Consider the following 20,994-nt stretch of genomic DNA (forward strand, 5'->3'; position numbering starts at 1 on the left):
TATTCCCAAATTATTCTCTGGGAAAAAGCTAGTAATGGGTTCCCAAATTCCAGCAAAGCAACTATAATCTACATTAATTATCAATCAAACCTTAAACCCAATTATGGCAAATGGACGAGGACTTCCAAAATAATACTCCATACTCTCCCGGGGAGAAAGACTGCCTCTTCCCACTAGAAATTAACTATCATACTGGTCTAAACCTGGACCCTGAAGTCGCAAGTCCCCTCATAGAAACTGCCTGGTCTCAGGTCAAAGACGAATTAGTTGACTTTATCTTGCTCCCAGAGTTTAAGGCCAATATTGAAATAAGCTTTGATGAAAAAGTAAATGTGGATTTGGTCAAAGATAACATCAAAGATATTCTGACTGGGGAAAATTTGCCTGGTATTCAAGTCTTGTCCGCAGCAGACATGAATCCAGCGGTGGGTGCATATGACCCTTTGACAGGTGAGATTTATTTGGCTGATTCTTTATTAGGTGGAACTGCTCAAGCAAAAGAGCAGGTCTTGTCAGATCTATCTGGTGTATTGTTGGAAGAGTTGGGGCATCATTTGGACCCCCAGTTGCCTGAGTCGGACTCTCCTGGAGATGAAGGTGAGTTATTCCGACGTTTGGTGAGAGGAGAGACGTTAGATGAGTCGGAGGTTTTACAACTTCGGGCTGAGGATGATTTTCGAGAAATTAGGGTATGGGGTGTTTTGGTTGAAGTTGAGGCTACTCAGAAGATAGATTTTGAGGAGTTTGGTCCATTTGAGGTAGATGAGAGACCTAACTGGGTAGCAGTAGGAGAATTTAATGGAGATGAATTTTTAGATTTGGCTGTGGCGAATGAGAACTCAGATAATGTATCAGTTTTACTAGGAAAAGCTTACAGTAGTTTTGGCCCAGCAACTAATTTTGATGTGGGAGATAGACCTTGGTCAGTAGGAGTAGGAGAATTTAATGGAGATGACTTTTCTGATTTGGTCGTAACAAGTGGCCCATCAGGTCAAGTGTCTATTTTACTAGGAAAGGGTGACGGTGGCTTTGGTCCAGCAACTAATTTTGATGTGGGAGATTCACCTCGTTCTGTGGTAGTAGAAGATTTGAATGGAGATGGCTTTTCTGATTTGGTTGTGGTTAACCCATGGTCAGATAAAGTATCGGTGTTATTAGGAGAAGGTAAGGGTAGTTTTGGTTTAGCTACTGACTTTAATGTGGGAGATGAACCAGAGTCGTTAGTAGTAGGGGATTTTGATCGAGATAATATTCCTGATTTGGCTGTGGCGAATAAGTTTTCCGACAATGTATCGATACTATTAGGAAGGGGTAATGGTAGTTTTGGGCGAGCTAATAATTTTGATGGGGGAGATGGACCGAGTTCTCTGGCAGTAGGAGAATTTAATGGAGATAGTTTTTTAGATTTGGCTGTAGGAAACTATTTTTCAGACAATATATCAGTTTTACTAGGAGCTGGTGATGGTAGTTTTGGCTCAGCTACTAATTTTAGGGCGGGAGATGAGCCGACTTCAATAGCGGCAGGAGAATTTAATGGAGATGGTTTTTCTGACCTAGTTGTGGCAAATGAGAATTCAGATGATATATCAATATTATTAGGAAATGGAAATGGTGGTTTTGGTCCACCTACTAATTTTGACGTGGGAGATGAACCAGAGTCAGTGGCAATAGGAGATTTTAATGGAAATGGAATTGCTGATTTGGCTGTGGCGAATGAGTTTTCAGGGAACGTATCTATTTTGATTAACCAAACTTCTATCACTACTGTCCCTAACATTACTATCTCTGATACGAAAATTAAGGAAGGCAACAGAAATAAAACGGCGGAATTTACAGTAATTTTAGACAATCCTAGTAATGAAATAGTTAAAGTTAACTATACTACAGCTAATCAATCGGCAAAAGTTAATCAAGACTATAGACTGGCCAAAGGGACTCTGATTTTCCAACCGGGAGAAACGCAACAAACTATAACGGTTCCTATTTTGGGAGATAGGCGTGACGAAGCTCAGGAAAAGTTTAAACTTAATCTCAGTAGCCCCCAAAATGCAAATCTTAAAGATGCACAAGCTATAGGAACTATTCTTGATAATGACCCACTTCCGAAAATATCTATCGGAGATGCTAAAGTGACTGAAGGAAATAGGGGTCAGAAAAAGATGACATTTGAAGTGAGGTTGAACAACCCTAGCGGTAAGACAGTAAGGGTTAATTATGGAACTGTTGAGGGCAGCGCTAAGTCTGGAGAAGATTATCAGGAGAAAAGAGGGGTTGTGAAATTTAAACCAGGGCAGAAGAAAAAGATAATTAATATTCCGATCTTTGGAGATACTGAGGATGAACAGAATGAGCAGTTTCAGGTAATTCTTAGTCGTGCTAGAAATGCTAAGTTCTCAGATAAGAAGGCAGTAGGTATGATTCGGGATAATGATGAAGCGGTTCCCAAGGATGAAATAATGCCCCAAATATCTATCGGAGATGCTAAAGTGACTGAAGGAAATAGGGGTCAGAAAAGGATGGAATTTGAAGTCGAGTTGGATAGTGCTAGTCAGAAAATGGTAAAAGTTAATTACTCTACAGTAGATGGCAGCGCTAAGTCTGGAGAAGATTATCGGAAGAAAAGTGGGGTGGTGACATTTAAGCCTGGGCAGACGAAAAAGATAGTTAATATTCCGATTTTGGGAGATACCCAGGATGAAGATAATGAGAAGTTTCAGGTACAACTCAGTGGTGCTAAAAATGCTAAGTTCTCAGATAGAAAGGGAGTAGGTATAATTGAAGATAATGACAGACCAGTACCAGAGGTTTTTGAGGATGCTATTGATCTAGGAGTTCTTTCCCGGGAGCCTATTTCAGTCGTTGATAAGATTGGGTTTACTGTTGGCCCTGTGAATCGCAATACGGAGGATTATTTCCGCTTTGAGGTAGAGAAAGAGGGTTCGGTAAGTATTTTTGTGGATAGTTTTGTTCAAGATTTGGGCATTAAATTATACGATGAAGAAGAAAGTCTACTTAATCAGTCAAATAAGGGAGGTGACTTAAAGGAAATTGAAACTATTTTAGAGTCTGGTGTTTATTATTTGAAAGTTGTCCCAGTGGGAGGTAGTAGAACTAAATATAATTTGAGTGTCAATATTGTTGAGTTTTAATTGGTGACTATATCAAATTTGCTAGAGTTTGAGTTTTTCAGTATTCAGGATGAAAAATTTATGGTCTATAATTCAGGACTAATGTAGAAAAACTATATATAGTCTATAAGTTTATTTTATATAAAAGTGGGTTTGCTTATTTATAATTTTTGTCGATAAATACTTACGGTCAGAAGGTTTGGAATGTAAATATGCCAGATATAACTTACTACTTTATTTTAAAAATTACCCATTAAAACATTTTCTTAAAATTATTTAATGATCATTATTTACTTTTTATAGTATAAGATTATAGTATAAGGTTCTAAATCAAAATCATGACAAGCTATGAATTACGAAACAGAAAATTACGATCAAGATCAAGGTAGTCAAAACTATCAATATCAAAGTAGTGAAAACTATCAAGATCAAGGCAGTGACAACTATCAAACAAAGACAGTCAAAGAAAATCCAGTTGCCAAAAATGTGGCTAAAAAGGGTAGGCTTCGTGGTTTAACACAAGCCGATGTGGACAGAAAAGCTGGAAAGGCTAAACGCCGTAAAGATATGTCAAAAAAAATTGGTGGTTATGAAGAAAAGGATGCTGAAAGGCGAGGTGAGTTGAAAAAGGATTATGAAAACAATACAGATCAGATAAAGAAAAACGAAGCTGAACGTCAACAAATTGCTGAGGAAGACGCAATCAAACGTCAGGCTGACACGGAAAATAGGCGCAACAAAGTAGCAGCAGATCTGAAGGAAACCAACGAGGTACGTCTAGAAAATTCTGCTGAATGGGACAGCACGCGTCAAGCTGAATATGCTGCACTAGTTCAAGCTGTAGCTGACAAAATTGCTGTTTTCCAAGCAGAGATTCTTCAAACTAAAGCTGACACGAAAGATAGGCACGACAAAGTAGTAGCAGATATCAAGGAAACCAACGAGGTACGTCTAGAAAATTCTGCTGAATGGGACAAGACACGTCAAGCTGAATATGCTGCACTAGTTCAAGCTGTAGCTGACAAAATTGCTGTTTTCCAAGCAGAGATTCTTCAAACTAAAGCTGACACGAAAGATAGGCACGACAAAGTAGTAGCAGATATCAAGGAAACCAACGAGGTACGTCTAGAAAATTCTGCTGAATGGGACAAGACACGTCAAGCTGAATATGCTGCACTAGTTCAAGCTGTAGCTGACAAAATTGCTGTTTTCCAAGCAGAGATTCTTCAAACTAAAGCTGACACGAAAGATAGGCACGACAAAGTAGTAGCAGATATCAAGGAAACCAACGAGGTACGTCTAGAAAATTCTGCTGAATGGGACAGCACGCGTCAAGCTGAATATGCTGCACTAGTTCAAGCTGTAGCTGACAAAATTGCTGCTTTCCAAGCAGAGATTCTTCAAACTAAAGCTGACACGAAAGATAGGCACGACAAAGTAGTAGCAGATATCAAGGAAACCAACGAGGTACGTCTAGAAAATTCTGCTGAATGGGACAAGACACGTCAAGCTGAATATGCTGCACTAGTTCAAGCTGTAGCTGACAAAATTGCTGTTTTCCAAGCAGAGATTCTTCAAACTAAAGCTGACACGAAAGATAGGCACGACAAAGTAGTAGCAGATATCAAGGAAACCAACGAGGTACGTCTAGAAAATTCTGCTGAATGGGACAAGACACGTCAAGCTGAATATGCTGCACTAGTTCAAGCTGTAGCTGACAAAATTGCTGCTTTCCAAGCAGAGATTCTTCAAACTAAAGCTGACACGAAAGATAGGCACGACAAAGTAGTAGCAGATATCAAGGAAACCAACGAGGTACGTCTAGAAAATTCTGCTGAATGGGACAAGACACGTCAAGCTGAATATGCTGCACTAGTTCAAACTGTAGCTGACAAAATTGCTGCTTTCCAAGCAGAGATTCTTCAAACTAAAGCTGACACGAAAGATAGGCACGACAAAGTAGTAGCAGATATCAAGGAAACCAACGAGGTACGTCTAGAAAATTCTGCTGAATGGGACAGCACGCGTCAAGCTGAATATGCTGCACTAGTTCAAGCTGTAGCTGACAAAATTGCTGGCTTCAAAGCAGAGATTCTTGAAAGCTTGAATACAGCTATAGAAAAGGCAACGCAAGAGGAAACTCAACGTAAACAAATTGCAGAAGAAGACAAGCAGGAAAGGGTTGATGCAAATAGTAAACGCCGTAAAGATAGGAATGATCAATTTGTAGATTTCATAGAAGTCTCTTAGAAGGTTTAGGCCATTCTCTGGGATTTATCGTTAGATGAATAAGTAGTTAATTAAGTAGGTTTGATGCCTACTTAATTAACATAGATAATCTGGATTTTTCTGATTTTTAATATATCTTTTCAAAGTAGAAGTTTTGACTCCCCTAAAAGAAGCAATAAGAGAATAGCTATTCTATAAACATTTTTTCAGTAAATAGGGTTGAATAACATCAGATAGCTTTTGGTAGAATGAAGCGCCCTACTTTTAATTTTTAACGGATTTTTTACTTTTTGATCTACTTACATCGTGCTCAGTAAAACCGAATCAGGACGAATGGCCAGAAAGCCGCTACTGTAGAAAGTTGCCGTAAATTCTAAGTTCTAAGCTTTGACTTTTGAATTATATTGTTTGACTTTTAATTTGACAAGTTGATTAAAAAGTGCTATGATTGTTGGTTAAGCTTTTTTCTGATTTAATTTAATACTATGACTGAACCCTTTGAAGAAAATAATTCATCGGAGCCTGAGTTTCCGGATGACCCATTCCCAAGTGTCCACTATCTCCCTGGGGCTGACTCGAACCCTGAGGTTACAGACCCGATGATACAAGGTGCCTGGGGTGAGGTTCGTGACGAATTGGCTGATTTTATCTTGGCCCCGGAGTTCGATGACTATATTAAAACGGCTTTTGGTGAAACTGTGGACCCGGAGCTGGCAAAGGAGCAGATCAAGGATGTTTTGACTGGGGAAAATTTGCCCGAGGTTATTATGTTGCCGGCGGCGGATATGGAGCCGGCGGTGGGTGCCTATGATCCTTTGACTGGTTCAATTTATTTGGCTGATTCTTTATTGCCTGATACTGATGGGGTTTTGGTGGATGTGCTGTTGGAGGAGTTGGGGCATTTTTTGGACTCTCAGTTGTCTGAGTCGGACTCCCCTGGAGATGAGGGTGAGTTATTGGCTGCTTTGGTGAGGGGTGAGGAGTTGACTCAGTTTCAGGTGATGATGCTTCGGGGTCAGGATGATCGGGTAGATATTTGGGTCGGGGGTGTTGAGGTTGAGGTTGAGGCTAGTGAAAAGGTTGATTTTGAGAAGGCTCGTAATTTTAAGGTGGGAGACAGACCTTGGTCAGTAGCAGCAGGAGATTTTAATGGAGATGGCATTCCTGATCTGGCTGTGGCGAACGTTGGTTCAGACAACGTATCAGTGTTATTAGGAAAAGGTGACGGTAGTTTTGGTTCAGCTACTAATTTTCCGGTGGGAGACGGACCTGCGTCAGTAGCAGCAGAAGATTTAAATGGAGATGGCATTCCTGATCTGGCTGTGGCGAATATTGACTCAGACAACGTATCAGTGTTATCAGGAAAAGGTGACGGTAGTTTTGGTTCAGCTACTAATTTTCCGGTGGGAGACGGACCAGAGTCAGTAGCAGTAGGAGATTTTAATGGAGATGGCATTCCTGATCTGGCTGTGGCGAACTGGTTGTCAGACAACGTATCAGTGTTATTAGGAAAAGGTGACGGTAGTTTTGGTTCAGCTACTAATTTTCCGGTGGGAGACAGACCTGCGTCAGTAGCAGCAGAAGATTTAAATGGAGATGGCATTCCTGATCTGGCTGTGGCGAACTGGTTGTCAGACAACGTATCAGTGTTATCAGGAAAAGGTGACGGTAGTTTTGGTTCAGCTACTAATTTTCCGGTGGGAGATCAACCTTTGTCAGTAGCAGTAGGAGATTTTAATGGAGATGGCATTCCTGATCTGGCTGTGGCGAACAGATCTTCAGACAACGTATCAGTGTTATCAGGAAAAGGTGACGGTAGTTTTGGTTCAGCTACTAATTTTCCGGTGGGAGACTTTCCTAGCTCAGTAGCAGCAGAAGATTTAAATGGAGATGGCATTCCTGATCTGGCTGTGGCGAACTGGTTGTCATACAACGTATCAGTGTTATCAGGAAAAGGTGACGGTAGTTTTGGTTCAGCTACTAATTTTCCGGTGGGAGATCAACCTTTGTCAGTAGCAGCAGAAGATTTAAATGGAGACGGCATTCCTGATCTGGCTGTGGCGAACAGGGGGGATAACAACGTATCCATCCTCATCAACAAAACCCCCATAACCATCATCCCCAACATCACCATCTCCGACACCAAGGTCACCGAAGGCAACACAAATAAAACCGCCAAATTCACCGTCACCCTAGACAACCCCACAACCACCACAGTCAAAGTCAACTACACCACAGCCAACCAAACCGCCCAAGTCAACCAAGACTACAAACTCACCAAAGGCACCCTCACCTTCCGACCAGGAGAAACGAACAAAAACATCACAGTTCCCATCTTGGGAGATAACCGAGACGAACCCCAGGAAAAATTCCGAGTCGCTCTGAGCCGCCCCCAAAATGCCAACATCAAAGATGGGAGAGCTACAGGCACCATCGTTGATAACGACCCAGTTCCCCAAATATCCATCGGCGATGCCAAAATTACGGAAGGAAACAGAGGTCAGAAAAACATAGAATTTGAAGTCAAATTAAACAACCCCAGCGGGAAAACAGTGAGAGTAAATTATGGAACCCAAGAGGGCAGCGCCAAGTCAGGAAAAGATTTTCGAAATAAAAGGGGAGTCCTGACATTCCAACCAGGGCAGACCAAAAAAATAGTGAACATTCCCATTTTAGGAGATCGGGTTGATGAAAATAACGAGGAGTTTCAAGTCAAACTCAGCCGTGCCAGAAATGGAAATTTGTCAGATAAAACAGCGGTCGGCAGAATTATTGATAACGACGAAACAATACCCCAAATATCCATCAGGGATGCCAAAGTGACGGAAGGAAACAGGGGTAAGAAACAGATGAAGTTTGAAGTCGAGCTCAACAACCCGAGCACGAAAACAGTGAGAGTAAATTACGCCACAGTAGATGGCAGCGCCAAGTCAGGAAAAGATTTTCAAAATAAAAGGGGAGTGGTGACATTCCAACCAGGGCAGAGGAAAAAGATAGTGAATATTCCCATTTTGGGAGATCGGGTTGATGAAAATAACGAGCAGTTTCAAGTCAAACTCAGCGGTGCCAGAAATGGTAAGTTGTCAGATAAAACAGCGGTCGGCAGAATTATTGATAACGACGAAGGGGTTCCCAAAGATCAGATAACTCCCCAAATATCCATCAGGGATGCCAAAATTACTGAAGGAAACCAGGGAGAGAAAAACATGAAGTTTGAGGTCAAGTTAGATAATAGTAGCAGTGAAGTAGTGAAAGTTAATTATGAAACTGTTGACGGTAGCGCGAAGTCAGGAAAAGATTATTTGAAGAAAAAGGGAGTCCTGAAATTCCAACCAGGGGAGACGAAAAAGACAGTAAATGTTCCTATTTTGGGAGATACTGTTGATGAAAAGGATGAGAAATTTCAGGTGAAACTCAGCGGCGCTAAAAATGGTAAGTTATCAGATGCAAAAGCAGTGGGTATTATTCGGGATGACGAAAAACCAGTACCAGATGAATTCAAAAATGCTGTAGATATAGGAATTCTGGAGCTAGAGCAAATTACCAAGGTTGATGATATTGGTTTCTCCGAAGGACAACAGCGAAATACAGTAGATCATTATCGTTTTGAGGTCAAAAAAGAAGGTTCAGTGAATATTATTGTAGATGGCTTCTTTCAAGACTTAGGAATTAAATTGTATGATGATGATGGCAGTCTACTCAACCAGTCAAACGAGGAGGGCAATATCACCAAAGAGAAAATTCAAACTATTTTAGATCCTGGTTTTTATTATTTAGAAGTTTTTCCTGTAGGAGCGGGTGCAACTGACTATAGGTTAATTGTTAATATTGTTGAATTCTAATTAGGTTGCTCAATTATTTTAGCCTAGAAATTAGGTTTAGATCAATAAAATTGTGTAATGTTTGGATATTATATGGTAGTCAAAAGTCAACCTCTGCCTTTATCCCCTCCCCAGGCATAGAAGTCAAACCTCACCTTTTATTCCCCCATTGAGGAGAAGTGAAAAAGTTGCTCTAGAAGGAGGAGGTTTTAAACCAAATTTTTTGGTAAATGAAGATAATTTTTATAGTATAAATACTGAACCAAATTACGGGCTTTATACTAATTTTCATGTAACAAATTGAAGCGCGGAATGTGGGTGAAATGTTTCAGCAAGTCCATCCTATTGATAAACCCTAGATGAAAAGTTTTTCATCCAGGGATAAAGAGGTTTTGTCTAGTTGGTAAAAACTTCTCCAAGTTTATAGCTTTCCAAAAATGCCAACTTAAAAAGAGCAAGATAAGAGAATTAGAACCTTTTCTAGACACATCTAATGATGATGATGGTGGTGGTGACCATGATGGTGATGATCGCCGTGAGAATGACCATGGTCTCCATCGTGACTATGACCATGAGTCGACTTTGCCTGTGCTAGGGCCAAAGAAGGGTTAACAGCTAAAGCATTTTCACTCAATAATTCCTCAATATAAAGATTGGCCCACTCCCCAGCCATCTGCAAAAATTCTGAGCGGTCATTAACACAAGGCATTTGCCGATAAGTTACTTCAGGATATTTTCGACGCAAACCTTCAATAATATGCTCAACATCTAATAAGGTTTCGTGATTTTCCGTAGCAAAACCAATAGGCATAAATATAATAGCTGTTGCACCTAATTCTATCAGATTTTGAGCTGCAGTTTTAGCATCTGGTTGAGTCCATTCAATAAGTGGAGTATCATGGTTTAACCAACCCACAGAAATTAAAGCAAAACGATTAATTAAACGTTCCCGCACCAACTCATAAAGTGTTTGACTTTCATCAATTCCAGAAGTAAAACCTTTAGCTTTATGAGGGCAGCCATGATTTGTTAAAACAATACCAATTTGAGATGGTAAATGAGCAACCGCTAAATCATTAGCAATCTGTTCTTCTACCATTTTTGCCATTAAATTAATATAATCAGGTTCATTATAAAAAGAAGGAATATAACGTTGACCTTTAATCCAATGTTCATTTTTATCTGCTAATTTTACCAATGCTTTATTAACTTGTTCAACAGCAATACCACTAGTAAAAATAGAATCAACTACTAACAAAGGATAAATCAATAACTTATCAAAACCTTCAGATTTAATTTGATTTAATACTTGTTCTGGTAAGTAGGGAGCGCAGAAATTAAAAGCTTTAAAAACTTTAACCCGATCGCCCCATTTATCTTGAAGATTTTTTTCAATTCCTGCTCTTTGACTTTCAAAAATAGCATTATGAGGAGAGATAAAATTACCATGTTGATGACTCCATTCATGGAGGTCAAAAATAGCCAATAACTTTGCTAAAGGAGGATATATCCAGGTAGGAACAGGAGCAAACTTAGCGGTCAGTAAATTTAATGCTTGTTCATTATAATTGGCAAAATCTTCATAGCTTTCTACCTCGCCATATCCCATCAATAATACTGCGACTCTGTCTTGTCTGTTTTGGTTTGGAGATATAGAATTTTTTCGATTTTCAATTTTTTCTGGGGTTGTAACCACGTTTTGCTCCTTTAGTTATATTTATTAATTAACTTAATTAAAGAACATGAGTAATTTGACTCTTGAGTTAGTTTAGCATTCCCCACCGGGGGGATGGGTGCTCGAATAATTGAGATTATATAAAGTTTTTAAGTTTTGTTAGAATCTGCCTTTAGTAAAATCTAGTATAAATTTTAATTATATAAGTTGGTTCTTAAAAAGTAATATTAGAAATTTATTTTATTGTATTTTACTTATTTTGAAACAATTTTACTATGTTTCTCTGTCAGTTTCTCTCGAAAAAAATGACTCTATACACCCTTTATTTTTTTGGTTAAGGTAGGAAACCAAAGCAATATTCCTTTGTCAGTTTTTGTAGATAGAAAATTCCTCTAGTTTTCTCATACAGTAGTTTCACAGTTTTGAGCAGATGAAATTTTCATCTATTGACCCTTAACTTTTAACTCTTAACTTTTGAGTTTTGAGAGCTGAGATAATTTCATGAAATTACAGCTCATGTGGGAAAAATGATGTTGTGGGGGGCATCTTGCACCCGTGGGCGTACCTCATAAACCTGAAATATGCTGTAATTTAGCGCCACAGTTTTAAGCCAAGAAAATATTTATCCACAATTTTTAAGTTTTGAGAGCTGAAATAATTTCCGGAAATTAATTTAGTGTGACAGTTTTAAGTCAATAAAATCTTCATCCATAACTTTTTACTTTTAACTTTTACAGCATATTTCGGGAAAATGATGTACAGAGTAAATAGTGAAAATAATTTAGTAGCTGTACTTGATAACAACAAAAAGCGCTGTAGCTTTTAACTTTTAACTTTTAACCTTTAACTTTTAACCTTTAACTTTTAACTTTTAACCTTTAACCTTTAACTTTTAACTTTTAACTTTTAACTTTTAACTTTTAACCTTTAACCTTTAACTTTTAACTTTTAACTTTTAACTTTTAACTTTTAATTTTTAACTTTTAATTTTTAACTTTTAACTTTTAACTTTTGAGTAATGGGAAATAATTTCCTGAAATTAATACTGTGTCAGTCTACTAGAATAATTAAAATCGAACAAAAATAGTATTTTCAATTTTAATTTTTCAATTTTGATATGACCATAGTAATTTGCCCAGGAATACATGAGCCAAAGCTAACCGATCAATTCTTGGAAGGTTTATCTATTAATTGGCAGAACCTCTCTCATTCTGGAAAGCTCTTAGTATGCCCAACTCAAGACTATACCCCCTACTCTACCATTGACATATCAAAATTTTTATGGAGCTCAAAATTGATAAGGACAAATACACCATTACTATTCATTGCCTTTAGTGCAGGAGTAGTAGGAGCAACAGGAGCCGCTTGGACTTGGCAACTAGGAGGGGGACAAGTAAAAGCTGTTATAGCTATTGATGGATGGGGAATGCCTGTCAAGGGAAATTTTCCCATCTATAAAGTCAGTCACGACCATTTCACCCATTGGAGTTGGGGAATTTTCAGTAGTGGGGACGAAAACTTTTATGCCTATCCATCTGTAGAACATTTAGAAATATGGCGATCGCCCCAAACAACTAGAGGTTGGTGGCTACATCAAAACATTATGGAAGTCAAAACAGCAACACCTGCAACAGCCAAAGAATTTATCATAAAAATATTAGAAAACCATGAAGAATTAAGCAGTATTTAAAGTAATAAACTTAGGGTTTTGCAAAAGTTATTTTGATAGAGATAATTTTCAACAACCCTGCCCAAAAAATTCAGAATATACTAATTCCCATATATTAATACTAAATTTAGATAGGGCTTCAGTTATTAAGTAATTAATATAATAAGTAATTAATATAATTAGAATAACCTTATTGCTCTTCAATAGTTAAGTGAATGTGAATTTTATAAATATTTACTACTTCCTCTCCTGGTCAAGGTTAGAGGTTACTCCCAGGTTATTGATAGGGGTTAAAAAGTTTTTGATAAATATTAAAAAAAAGTAAGGAATTAGACACATTACTTACCTTTACTAATATCCTACTCCCCTAGTCCCCTTGTTAAGAGAAGTAGGGATAAGTCCCCAGCTATTAATACGAGCTAAAAACTTTTTAATAAATAGTATAAAAAAGTAAAGTATTAGGCGTAATTATTTTAATCAGAGTAATAGCAATTCACTTTGTTATATAATCTATAAATTAAAAAAAAATCATCAAAAATCAGGAGCTAGTTAGAGTGAAAATAGGAGAAAAAACATCTTATATAAATATCAACGGTGTTGAACATTACTATGAGTGGATCAAGACATCAAACTCTAGAGAAAAATCAAAACCAGTAATGGTATTTTTGCACGGATGGGGAGGTTCTGGTAGATATTGGGAAAGCACAGCGAAAGAACTTTCCCATAAATTTGATTGTCTAATTTACGACTTAAGAGGATTTGGTCGTACTTCTTTACCTAAAGATAAATCTACAGGAGAAAAAAGGATTTCTTCAACTACAAAAAATCTTATTAATGACTATGACTTAGTAACTTATGCCGAAGATTTAAAAGTTTTGTTAAATGCTTTAAATTTAGATCAAGTTTATATTACTGCTCATTCAACTGGAGCATCTATTGCTATTATATTTTTGAATATGTATCCAGAGAGATTAGAAAAAGCAATTTTCACCTGTAGTGGTGTTTTTGAATATGACGAAAAAAGCTTTTCTGCCTTTCATAAATTTAGCCGTTATGTAGTGATGTTTCGCCCTAAATGGTTAGTTAAAATTCCTTTTATGGGTCGTATTTTTATGGCAAGATTTTTCCATAAACCTCTGCCTAATAGTATGTGTAATATTTTTTTAGAAGATTTTCTCTTAGCAGATTTTGATGCTGCCTATGGCACAGTTTTAACTTCCGTAAGTAAAAAAGCAGCAGAATGGCTACCAGAAGAATTTAAAAAATTAACAGTACCAGTTCTATTAATTTGTGGTGAATATGATCAGATAATTCCCTTAGAGATGGGTAGGCAAGCAGCAAAACTAAATGAAAATATAGAATTTATTGTGATGGAAAATACAGCTCATTTTCCTATGCTAGAAGATCGAGAAAAATATCTACAAAAAGTCCTAAATTTTGTAGCATAAATTAAAATTTAAGAGTCAAACTGAGTCAGGCAAAGGATATAACCTAGAAGACATAAAGGAACAAATATCAAGCCTCATTAATGAGCTAGAATCAAATGCTTTTCTCAGGTTAATTTATTTCAATTTCTAACTGTTCGTTTGATTCCAAAAGGCTTTTGGGATTAATTAAATATCCGGCTAATTTTTTATGTTTTCAAAACACAGGACTAATGGATCTGGGTGACATTCAAAGCCATAAACTGGAGCATCATAAGCAGGATCTAGTGTCATTGAGTCAATGCATCACTAGCTCCGAGCTCTAAGATAGTTTTGACTTTAGCCTGAGAAATGTGTGTGATAATCATAGAATGCAAATAAATACCAGAGTTTCCAGTTGACATCAATGAACCTCCTAATTACTCATAGTTTAATTGGCTCAAGTTTCAGGACAAAACCCCCGTCTTTTAAAAGGGTAATTCCATCTAATTTTAGATATTAATTTAACACCGACATTCCGCAGATATTCATACATCTTTATGTAGATTGACATTTTCTAAGTAGATACGATAAAATATAGTATTTAAAGAAGTAAAAACTTGAGTAAGTATTTAGACTCAATAAAAAAAAACCTCAAGCTGTTATTGTAGATAACAAGGTGGAGAATAAACAAGAGTAAAAAATATCAATAGAAGTGACTAATATAAACCACTTAGGTAATGTAGTTAGCGTAATATTTATGCTAACTACATTTTCTTTTTGTCTAAAGTCCAAATATATCCGAAAAACAATTAGTTATAGTATTTACAATTCAAGATAACGGTACATTATATATAGAATACCTGCCTAAGTCCTAATAAATCTAATATAAATCTAATATAAAAGTTAATATTTGGTTCCAAAATTAATATTAGAAATCTATTAATTTTATAGATTGCTATTAGGCAAAATTCAACTTATATTAGTATCTGTTGATAATATATATTGATCAGGTGTATTTACCTTAAAATAGCTTGAGCTGACTTAGGATTTTCTGGCCTGCTCTTGTCTTGCTTACTTGATACAAACAGGGATCACTAGACATAGTTGAACCTATAACATTAGATGCTTATAAACCCTTTATCAAAGCTAGTATTGATATTGCCATGAGTTCCAATAATCAGGACTTAGGCACGGGAACTGCATCCTATGAGAGCGAATATGATTTGCAACTATGGTCTTGAGATTACCTATCCAGTAAGGGCGATTTGAAACTCTACTCATTTAGCAGCATAGCCTCAATTACACCTGATCGTTTATCTAGTGGAAGTTGAACTATGAAGTTCTAAAAACGAGTTTCTTAGACAAAACTTCAGGGAACACTTGAGGATATAGTTTATCTAGTAACAGTCAGGCTACTTCACACTTATGCCAGTCAGGAATGGTTTTGTTGCTTTTATTGTGATTGGTTTTACTGCAATAAAAATCCATTCCTGGCTTATTTCTAGTAATTCTCTAAACTGCAACACAAGCAAAGGAGTAAAAAAAAGGAGTAAAAAAAAATAGTGAAACGAACTTTCTGCAGAAGCTTGCCAGCTTTTTTGATGACAACTGTGTTGATGCTAATAATTGTGTTATAGCCCGCCATTACAGCAAATGGAGCCATAGCTTAGACTCAAAAGAGTAATTATGCTCTCGATCAAACCGGAGCAAGCTTGGTACATTGCGATCTACACTTTGTAGACAAAGAGGATAAGTTCATTGATATTAATGCAGATACTGAAGAGGCAAAAAGACCCATATGGACTGCATATACAAGGGATAATTTCAATCAGGAAAGTATCGAGGATCTAAAACAATATTCTTTTATACATATCTCAGGAATATTGTTTCAGATAGGTTCCGCCAAGGCAAATTCACCCTAATTTTTTTTCGGAAGTGATTTAGACTTAAAAGCTTATCCCACAAACTTTTTAACTTGCTATTCTCCTTGGGTACTCTATAAACACCAAGGTAATTTTTTGATGGGCCCTCGTTTCCGGATTTTTCTCACTCGTAAGCAAGAAAAAAAACTACTGAAACTTAGAACTGAGGATTTACCACAGAAAGTTAAAGACCGACCAGAGGTCATCAGCTTTCTGGGAATGATGACAATTCAATACTTTCCGGATCCAGGCATTACCGCTATACATAGTGCAAAAAATTGTTATTTTTCCGATGAAGCCACTATAATTAGTTTAGTGACCTGAATCCTGACTTGACTTTTTGTACAATGCCTAGTAATTGAATAAATAAAAGCAGTAATAAATTTTCGTAGAAATTAAACCGTACCACCACCCCACCTGAAAACTGACACCTACCACTTACTAGGTTTTTAGGCGTCTTGTCACCCTTTCAGTGTTTTTACCTTGAATTAACCGTTTTTCTGACATACATAATAGGTTTTAGCTATTTTTATTTCCCTTGGTATTTCCCTTGTTAATCATGGTTTGGTGCCGTTTTCGGTATCAAAAATCTTAAATCTCAAATAGCTGCAATGCTTACTCTGCAAACGTTTCATTATAATCATAAATAATACCAAGTTCGCCAAATGTGAGAAGGTATTTTTTCAAGTTACAGCCTTTACTCAATGTCCTGTTAGGGAATGGGATAAGCCTGCTTTTATATCCGGATATCACCTGAGCACAATTAATTTACTACATATACAAGACTACCGGAATAAACGAGTAGAGAATAAATCAAGAATAAAAAAAATTAAATACTTTTATAGAAATAATATCAAAGAATCCGGAGTTTTAAATTATATCATAGGAAAATAGAATATTAACCGACTAACAATGGAAATGCTTACCAAAGTAAAAAATTATCAATTTACAATTTCAAATAGCAACCATTAAGGGCAAAATCAAATAAAATTTATATAAAATCTATGCACAATATGCAAGCATATTTTTTTATTGACAACATTTTAGAGAAAAAATTGTCATATAATCAAAATTTTCTTTCTTGGTTAGAAGATAAAATTTTTACTCCCTCTCCAACTATACCCATTGATGAAACTTTACCATTTTTACTAGAGGCATTAGAATTAACGAGTAACTCTCAAGGTGATCCTCAAACTGTTTATCCTCTAATTGCCGAAAATCTTGATTTATTAGAACCCCATTTTATATACATTTTACGCAAGTGGGCAAGGCAAACTTTTCCCAATATCTCTCAAAATAGAGCAACTATCATTGCCAATACATTAGTAAATTTTGCTGGGATTATTTGGGCACTACCTGAGGGAGATTCTGATGTTAACTTAGAAATTGCTTTAGCTTGCTGCGAGCTAGCTTTGGAAGTCTATTATTTAGATAAATTTCCTAAACAATGGGCAATAGTTCATAATAATCTAACTATAATTTATCAAAGTCGTTGCTATGGAGTTCCGGCTCATAATTTGATAAAATCTCTTGAACATTATCAAAAAGCTAATCTTGTATTTTCCCGCCAAAGATTTCCTAAAAAATGGACTGATTTAAGTTGATATTATGTAATACGAAATAACTTAGAGCTAGCTGATAAATATATATATAATCCTTTGATTATACAACAGTTTCAGTATCAGAAATTAAACTTGCAAGACAGACTATCCATTCTTGCGACTGCTATACATAATCTTTTTTATTTGAGTGCCAGACTCCAAAAAAGAGAAAGGGAGATTTGATGAAACCTCTCTAAAAAAGCAATTTGATTAATACATCCCTATAGCAATTCTATTCTATTTTATTTGTGTCCAAAACCTTGTCGCTTTTGGGGATGAGGGTTATAGGGTAATGTTCAATGGGCAAGAGTTTGGGAGTTTATTTCTAGTTTTTCAATTATCACAACCTATGAAGGAATTACTATAGTTAAAATTAGCTATAGATTAACTCTATTAATAATTCCCGGGGCACCAATCTCTAAATACTTTGACACATTAAAATATAACATAATTAGTAGAAACTATAAACCCTTAAAGTCCATTTCCTATCAAAATAAATGAGGCCCAGTAGTAAGGATTACTATCTTCTTGATCATTTCCAGTAATCATACTTATTTGAGCTTTGCGTAATGCTTCTGCTTTGCTTTTTCCTTCTTGTAAAACTGTGTAAAAAGTATTCATTAAATTATCCGAATCATCGTTAACTCGCCACAAAGAAGCTATTATTGTTTCTACTCCTGCATTTTGCATTTGATAACCAAAACCAATTATTTCTTCCCCATTACCCATACGCCCACTAATATTAGTTTCAGCAGCACTTAATACTACTAAATCCACATTTGGTAATGACCAATTTTCCATATTTGATAGAGTAATACGATCACCATCTCCAAACAAGATAAAAGAGTCTTCCGGTTTGCCACTTCCTTCTTTTTTTGTTAACAATGCCACAGGAGTATCTAAATGCAAAACATTGTAATCTTTAATATTATTAACTATTGCTTGTGAACTAAACTCACTATTAATAAACTGACGACTACCAGGAATTATTTCAACTAAATTTTCGACTAATTTTCCTGTTGTTGGTCTCAAAGAAACTTCGCGAGATCCGAGCCGAACCTTATATTCACCTTCTGTTAAAGCAGCTGCTAATACACGAAGTTGATTTTGAGGTTGAGTCTCAAAACTTGTCAGACTAGCTGCAATAATATTATTAATAATAAATCTTTCTACTAACCATTGTTCTCCATCATAAAGTGCAGCTAAAGGTAGATAACGTAGTTGCTTATCCGGCACATAAATAATTGTATTAATTTTAGCTTTAGTCAACTCATTTTCTATTGGTTTTATCAACCAATTATAGAGTTTTTCAGAAGATTTTTTAACATTGACAATAGGATTAGAAATTGTGCGGCGAAAATCAGCGATCGCTCGTTCAACTTCTTTCCCTTTTACCTCTACAGTTTCATGTACCGTTTTTCCATCTGCCGTAATTAATACCAATTCTAACTTATCTGGCAAAATCAAAGGATAAAATAATGCTGCTCCAGGTAACTTTTCCAATTTAAACTGCAGACTTTGAAACTGTGAAAAATTTGCCTTAAGATCATTTTGATCAATTTCCAGTTCTAAAACACTTTTGCTTTTCTGAGCCAGAATTTTTTCTTCTACACTTAGCAACTTTATTTTTTTCGCCCTTACTTCATTACCCTTCACATTTCCGAAATAATTATCTAATTCTTGCAGCCTCAGCAAATCTAAAACTTGTTGAGCTTCAAAAATACGTTCTTGTTGTAATAGTAAACCTACTAAATTACTGTAAATTTCTTTTGAATTTTCCCAGAAACCTTTCTGATATTCCTGACTCCCTATAGTCCGATAAATATTAATAGCTTGTTTATAGAAAACTACTGCCAATTCAGGTTTTTCTTGAGCCACTAATATTGTACCTAAATGTTCATAAATGCGACCAACTTTAGCAGTATTTCCAACTTCTTGATATCTAGCTAATGCTTTCTCTAAATTTTCTAAAGCTTGAGGATATTGTTTAAGCTTCAAGAAAGAATCTCCTATTCCGTGATAAGCTATAGAAACAGCATTTTTATCATTTTTATCAGGTAAATTCTTTAAAGCAAGCATATAATAATTTAGAGAAATAGAATAATCCCCAGAACTATAATAAACCTCTCCCAAACCATTCATATTATCAGCAACAACCGACTTTTCTCCTGCTGTCTGATTAATAGATAAAGATTTTAGTAAAATTTCTTTGGCTTTCTGATTTTCTCCTAAACGGTTATAAACCTTTCCCAAACCAATCATACTTTTACCTTGACCAGGGGAGTCTTCTGCTTCTTGGTAAAGTACTAAAGCCGCTTCATAAGTTGACTTTGCTTTAGTATTTTCTCCCATTTCATAATAAGTATCACCCAAATAATTTAAAGCTTTTAATTGTCCAACACCATCCCCAGCAATTTTAGTAGCTTCTAAACTTTTTTCATAAGCTTCTAAAGCCTTAGTTTCCTCTCCTTCTTTTTGATAAAGCATGCCCATGAAACCATAAATTCGTCCTACACTTATTTGGTCACCAACAGTTTTTAACATAGCAACTGCTTGCCGGAAATATTTGAGAGCTTCAGAATTTTCACCCTTTTCCCTATAGACAAAACCGATATTATTTAATAACCTGCCAATTCCAGCACTATCATTAATTTCTCGCCGTGCACTTAAAGCTTTTTGATATTTTTCCAAAGCTTTGTCATAATTACCTTGGTTGAAGTAAACTACTCCTATATTATTAAGGGTTCGGCCAAGATTTCGAGGATCGCCCACTTCTTCTCGGATAGCAAGTGCTTCTAAGTAAAATTGCAGTGCTTGGTCAAACTGTCTCTGACTTGCTTTAACTACAGCAATATTATGTAATGACTCTCCTTCCATAGAGCGATCGCTAGCCCCTTGAGAAATCTCCAAAGCTTCTTGATGTAAACTTATTGCTTGAGAAAGCTCACCTTGTTTCTGATAAACAAAACCAATAAGGTTTAGACTTTCTGCCACACTAGGACGATCATTTATCTTTCGGTGAATAGCTAAAGCTTCTTGCAAAACACCCATTGCTTCTGAATATTTTCTTTGGTTAATATATACATCCCCAATATTGTTAAGAACTTGGCCTATTCCCCCAAGGTCTCCTAATTCTTTACGAATATTTAAAACTTGTTCGTAGTTTTCCAGAGCTTCATCAAATATTCCTTTCCGAAATTGTTCTACACCTGTTTTGAACAACTTATCTCCCTTGGCCTTAGAGGCAGATGATTCCTGGGAATTTTCCGTCTCTAGGGCAGGAGTTTGGGCCAAGACATGGGGAATAATTACAATGCTAGGTATGGCCGAAATTGTCATCACCATAACAGTCAAATAGCTATAGTAAAGATATAAATTTTTCACCGTGAAAGACCTCCTTATTCAAAACAAGTGATGGGTTTGAGATAAAACAATTATTTCAAATACTATGCCCTTAAGAAAGGAGTTAAAATAAAGTAAATGCAAAAATCACCACAAATATACACTATAAATATATTTGTATATTTTTTAATTTTTTTTCTC

The 20,994-nt window shown here is 36.3% G+C and carries 9 protein-coding genes; 7 read left to right on the plus strand and 2 right to left on the minus strand.

Translation table 11 applies throughout. The annotated features are described in order from the left end of the window. Positions 1–110: 110 nt before the first annotated feature. From TERY_RS24670 to TERY_RS24675, 3 genes are all read left to right on the plus strand, one after another. On the plus strand, positions 111–3,149 hold the full coding sequence (locus TERY_RS24670) for a Calx-beta domain-containing protein (protein WP_011610437.1): 3,039 nt from the start codon (positions 111–113) through the stop codon (positions 3,147–3,149). Between the two features lie 327 nt (positions 3,150–3,476). After that, positions 3,477–5,378, plus strand: a complete 1,902-nt coding sequence (locus TERY_RS02830) for a hypothetical protein (RefSeq protein WP_011610438.1) — start codon at positions 3,477–3,479, stop codon at positions 5,376–5,378. Positions 5,379–5,842: 464 nt separating this feature from the next. Continuing rightward, positions 5,843–9,199, plus strand: coding sequence for a Calx-beta domain-containing protein (locus tag TERY_RS24675; protein WP_011610439.1), 3,357 nt, complete (start codon positions 5,843–5,845; stop codon positions 9,197–9,199). 469 nt (positions 9,200–9,668) lie between these two features. Here the strand turns inward: TERY_RS24675 and TERY_RS02840 are convergent, their stop codons facing one another. Continuing rightward, positions 9,669–10,874, minus strand: a complete 1,206-nt coding sequence (locus tag TERY_RS02840) for a ferrochelatase (RefSeq protein ID WP_011610440.1) — start codon at positions 10,872–10,874, stop codon at positions 9,669–9,671. A 1,273-nt stretch (positions 10,875–12,147) separates the two neighbouring features. Here TERY_RS02840 and TERY_RS02845 point away from each other — a divergent pair. The 4 genes from TERY_RS02845 (at position 12,148) to TERY_RS02865 (ending at position 17,454) form a co-directional block, all read left to right on the plus strand. Continuing rightward, the gene (locus tag TERY_RS02845; protein ID WP_370496509.1) at positions 12,148–12,543 is read left to right on the plus strand and encodes a hypothetical protein; all 396 of its coding nucleotides are present in this window, start codon (positions 12,148–12,150) and stop codon (positions 12,541–12,543) included. Between the two features lie 533 nt (positions 12,544–13,076). Further along, positions 13,077–13,970: an alpha/beta fold hydrolase gene (locus tag TERY_RS02850; RefSeq protein ID WP_011610442.1), complete on the plus strand. Its 894-nt coding sequence runs from the start codon at positions 13,077–13,079 to the stop codon at positions 13,968–13,970. A 1,979-nt stretch (positions 13,971–15,949) separates the two neighbouring features. Continuing rightward, positions 15,950–16,174 (plus strand): hypothetical protein, encoded by a 225-nt coding sequence (locus tag TERY_RS02860; protein ID WP_011610443.1) that lies wholly within the window; start codon positions 15,950–15,952, stop codon positions 16,172–16,174. Between the two features lie 731 nt (positions 16,175–16,905). After that, positions 16,906–17,454, plus strand: coding sequence for a hypothetical protein (locus tag TERY_RS02865; protein WP_155994271.1), 549 nt, complete (start codon positions 16,906–16,908; stop codon positions 17,452–17,454). 468 nt (positions 17,455–17,922) lie between these two features. Here TERY_RS02865 and TERY_RS24680 read toward each other — a convergent pair whose 3' ends face one another. Next, on the minus strand, positions 17,923–20,835 hold the full coding sequence (locus TERY_RS24680) for a CHAT domain-containing protein (RefSeq protein ID WP_155994273.1): 2,913 nt from the start codon (positions 20,833–20,835) through the stop codon (positions 17,923–17,925). Positions 20,836–20,994 lie beyond the last annotated feature (159 nt).

The sequence above is a fragment of the Trichodesmium erythraeum IMS101 genome (genome assembly GCF_000014265.1).
Classification (GTDB): Bacteria; Cyanobacteriota; Cyanobacteriia; order Cyanobacteriales; family Microcoleaceae; genus Trichodesmium; species Trichodesmium erythraeum.

Bases quoted from the DNA above. Each gene is read 5' to 3' on its own strand.
- TERY_RS24675 (WP_011610439.1), top strand. From the start codon at position 5,843: ATGACTGAACCCTTTGAAGAAAATAATTCATCGGAGCCTGAGTTTCCG.
- TERY_RS02830 (WP_011610438.1), top strand. From the start codon at position 3,477: ATGAATTACGAAACAGAAAATTACGATCAAGATCAAGGTAGTCAAAAC.
- TERY_RS02860 (WP_011610443.1), top strand. From the start codon at position 15,950: ATGGGCCCTCGTTTCCGGATTTTTCTCACTCGTAAGCAAGAAAAAAAA.
- TERY_RS24670 (WP_011610437.1), top strand. From the start codon at position 111: ATGGACGAGGACTTCCAAAATAATACTCCATACTCTCCCGGGGAGAAA.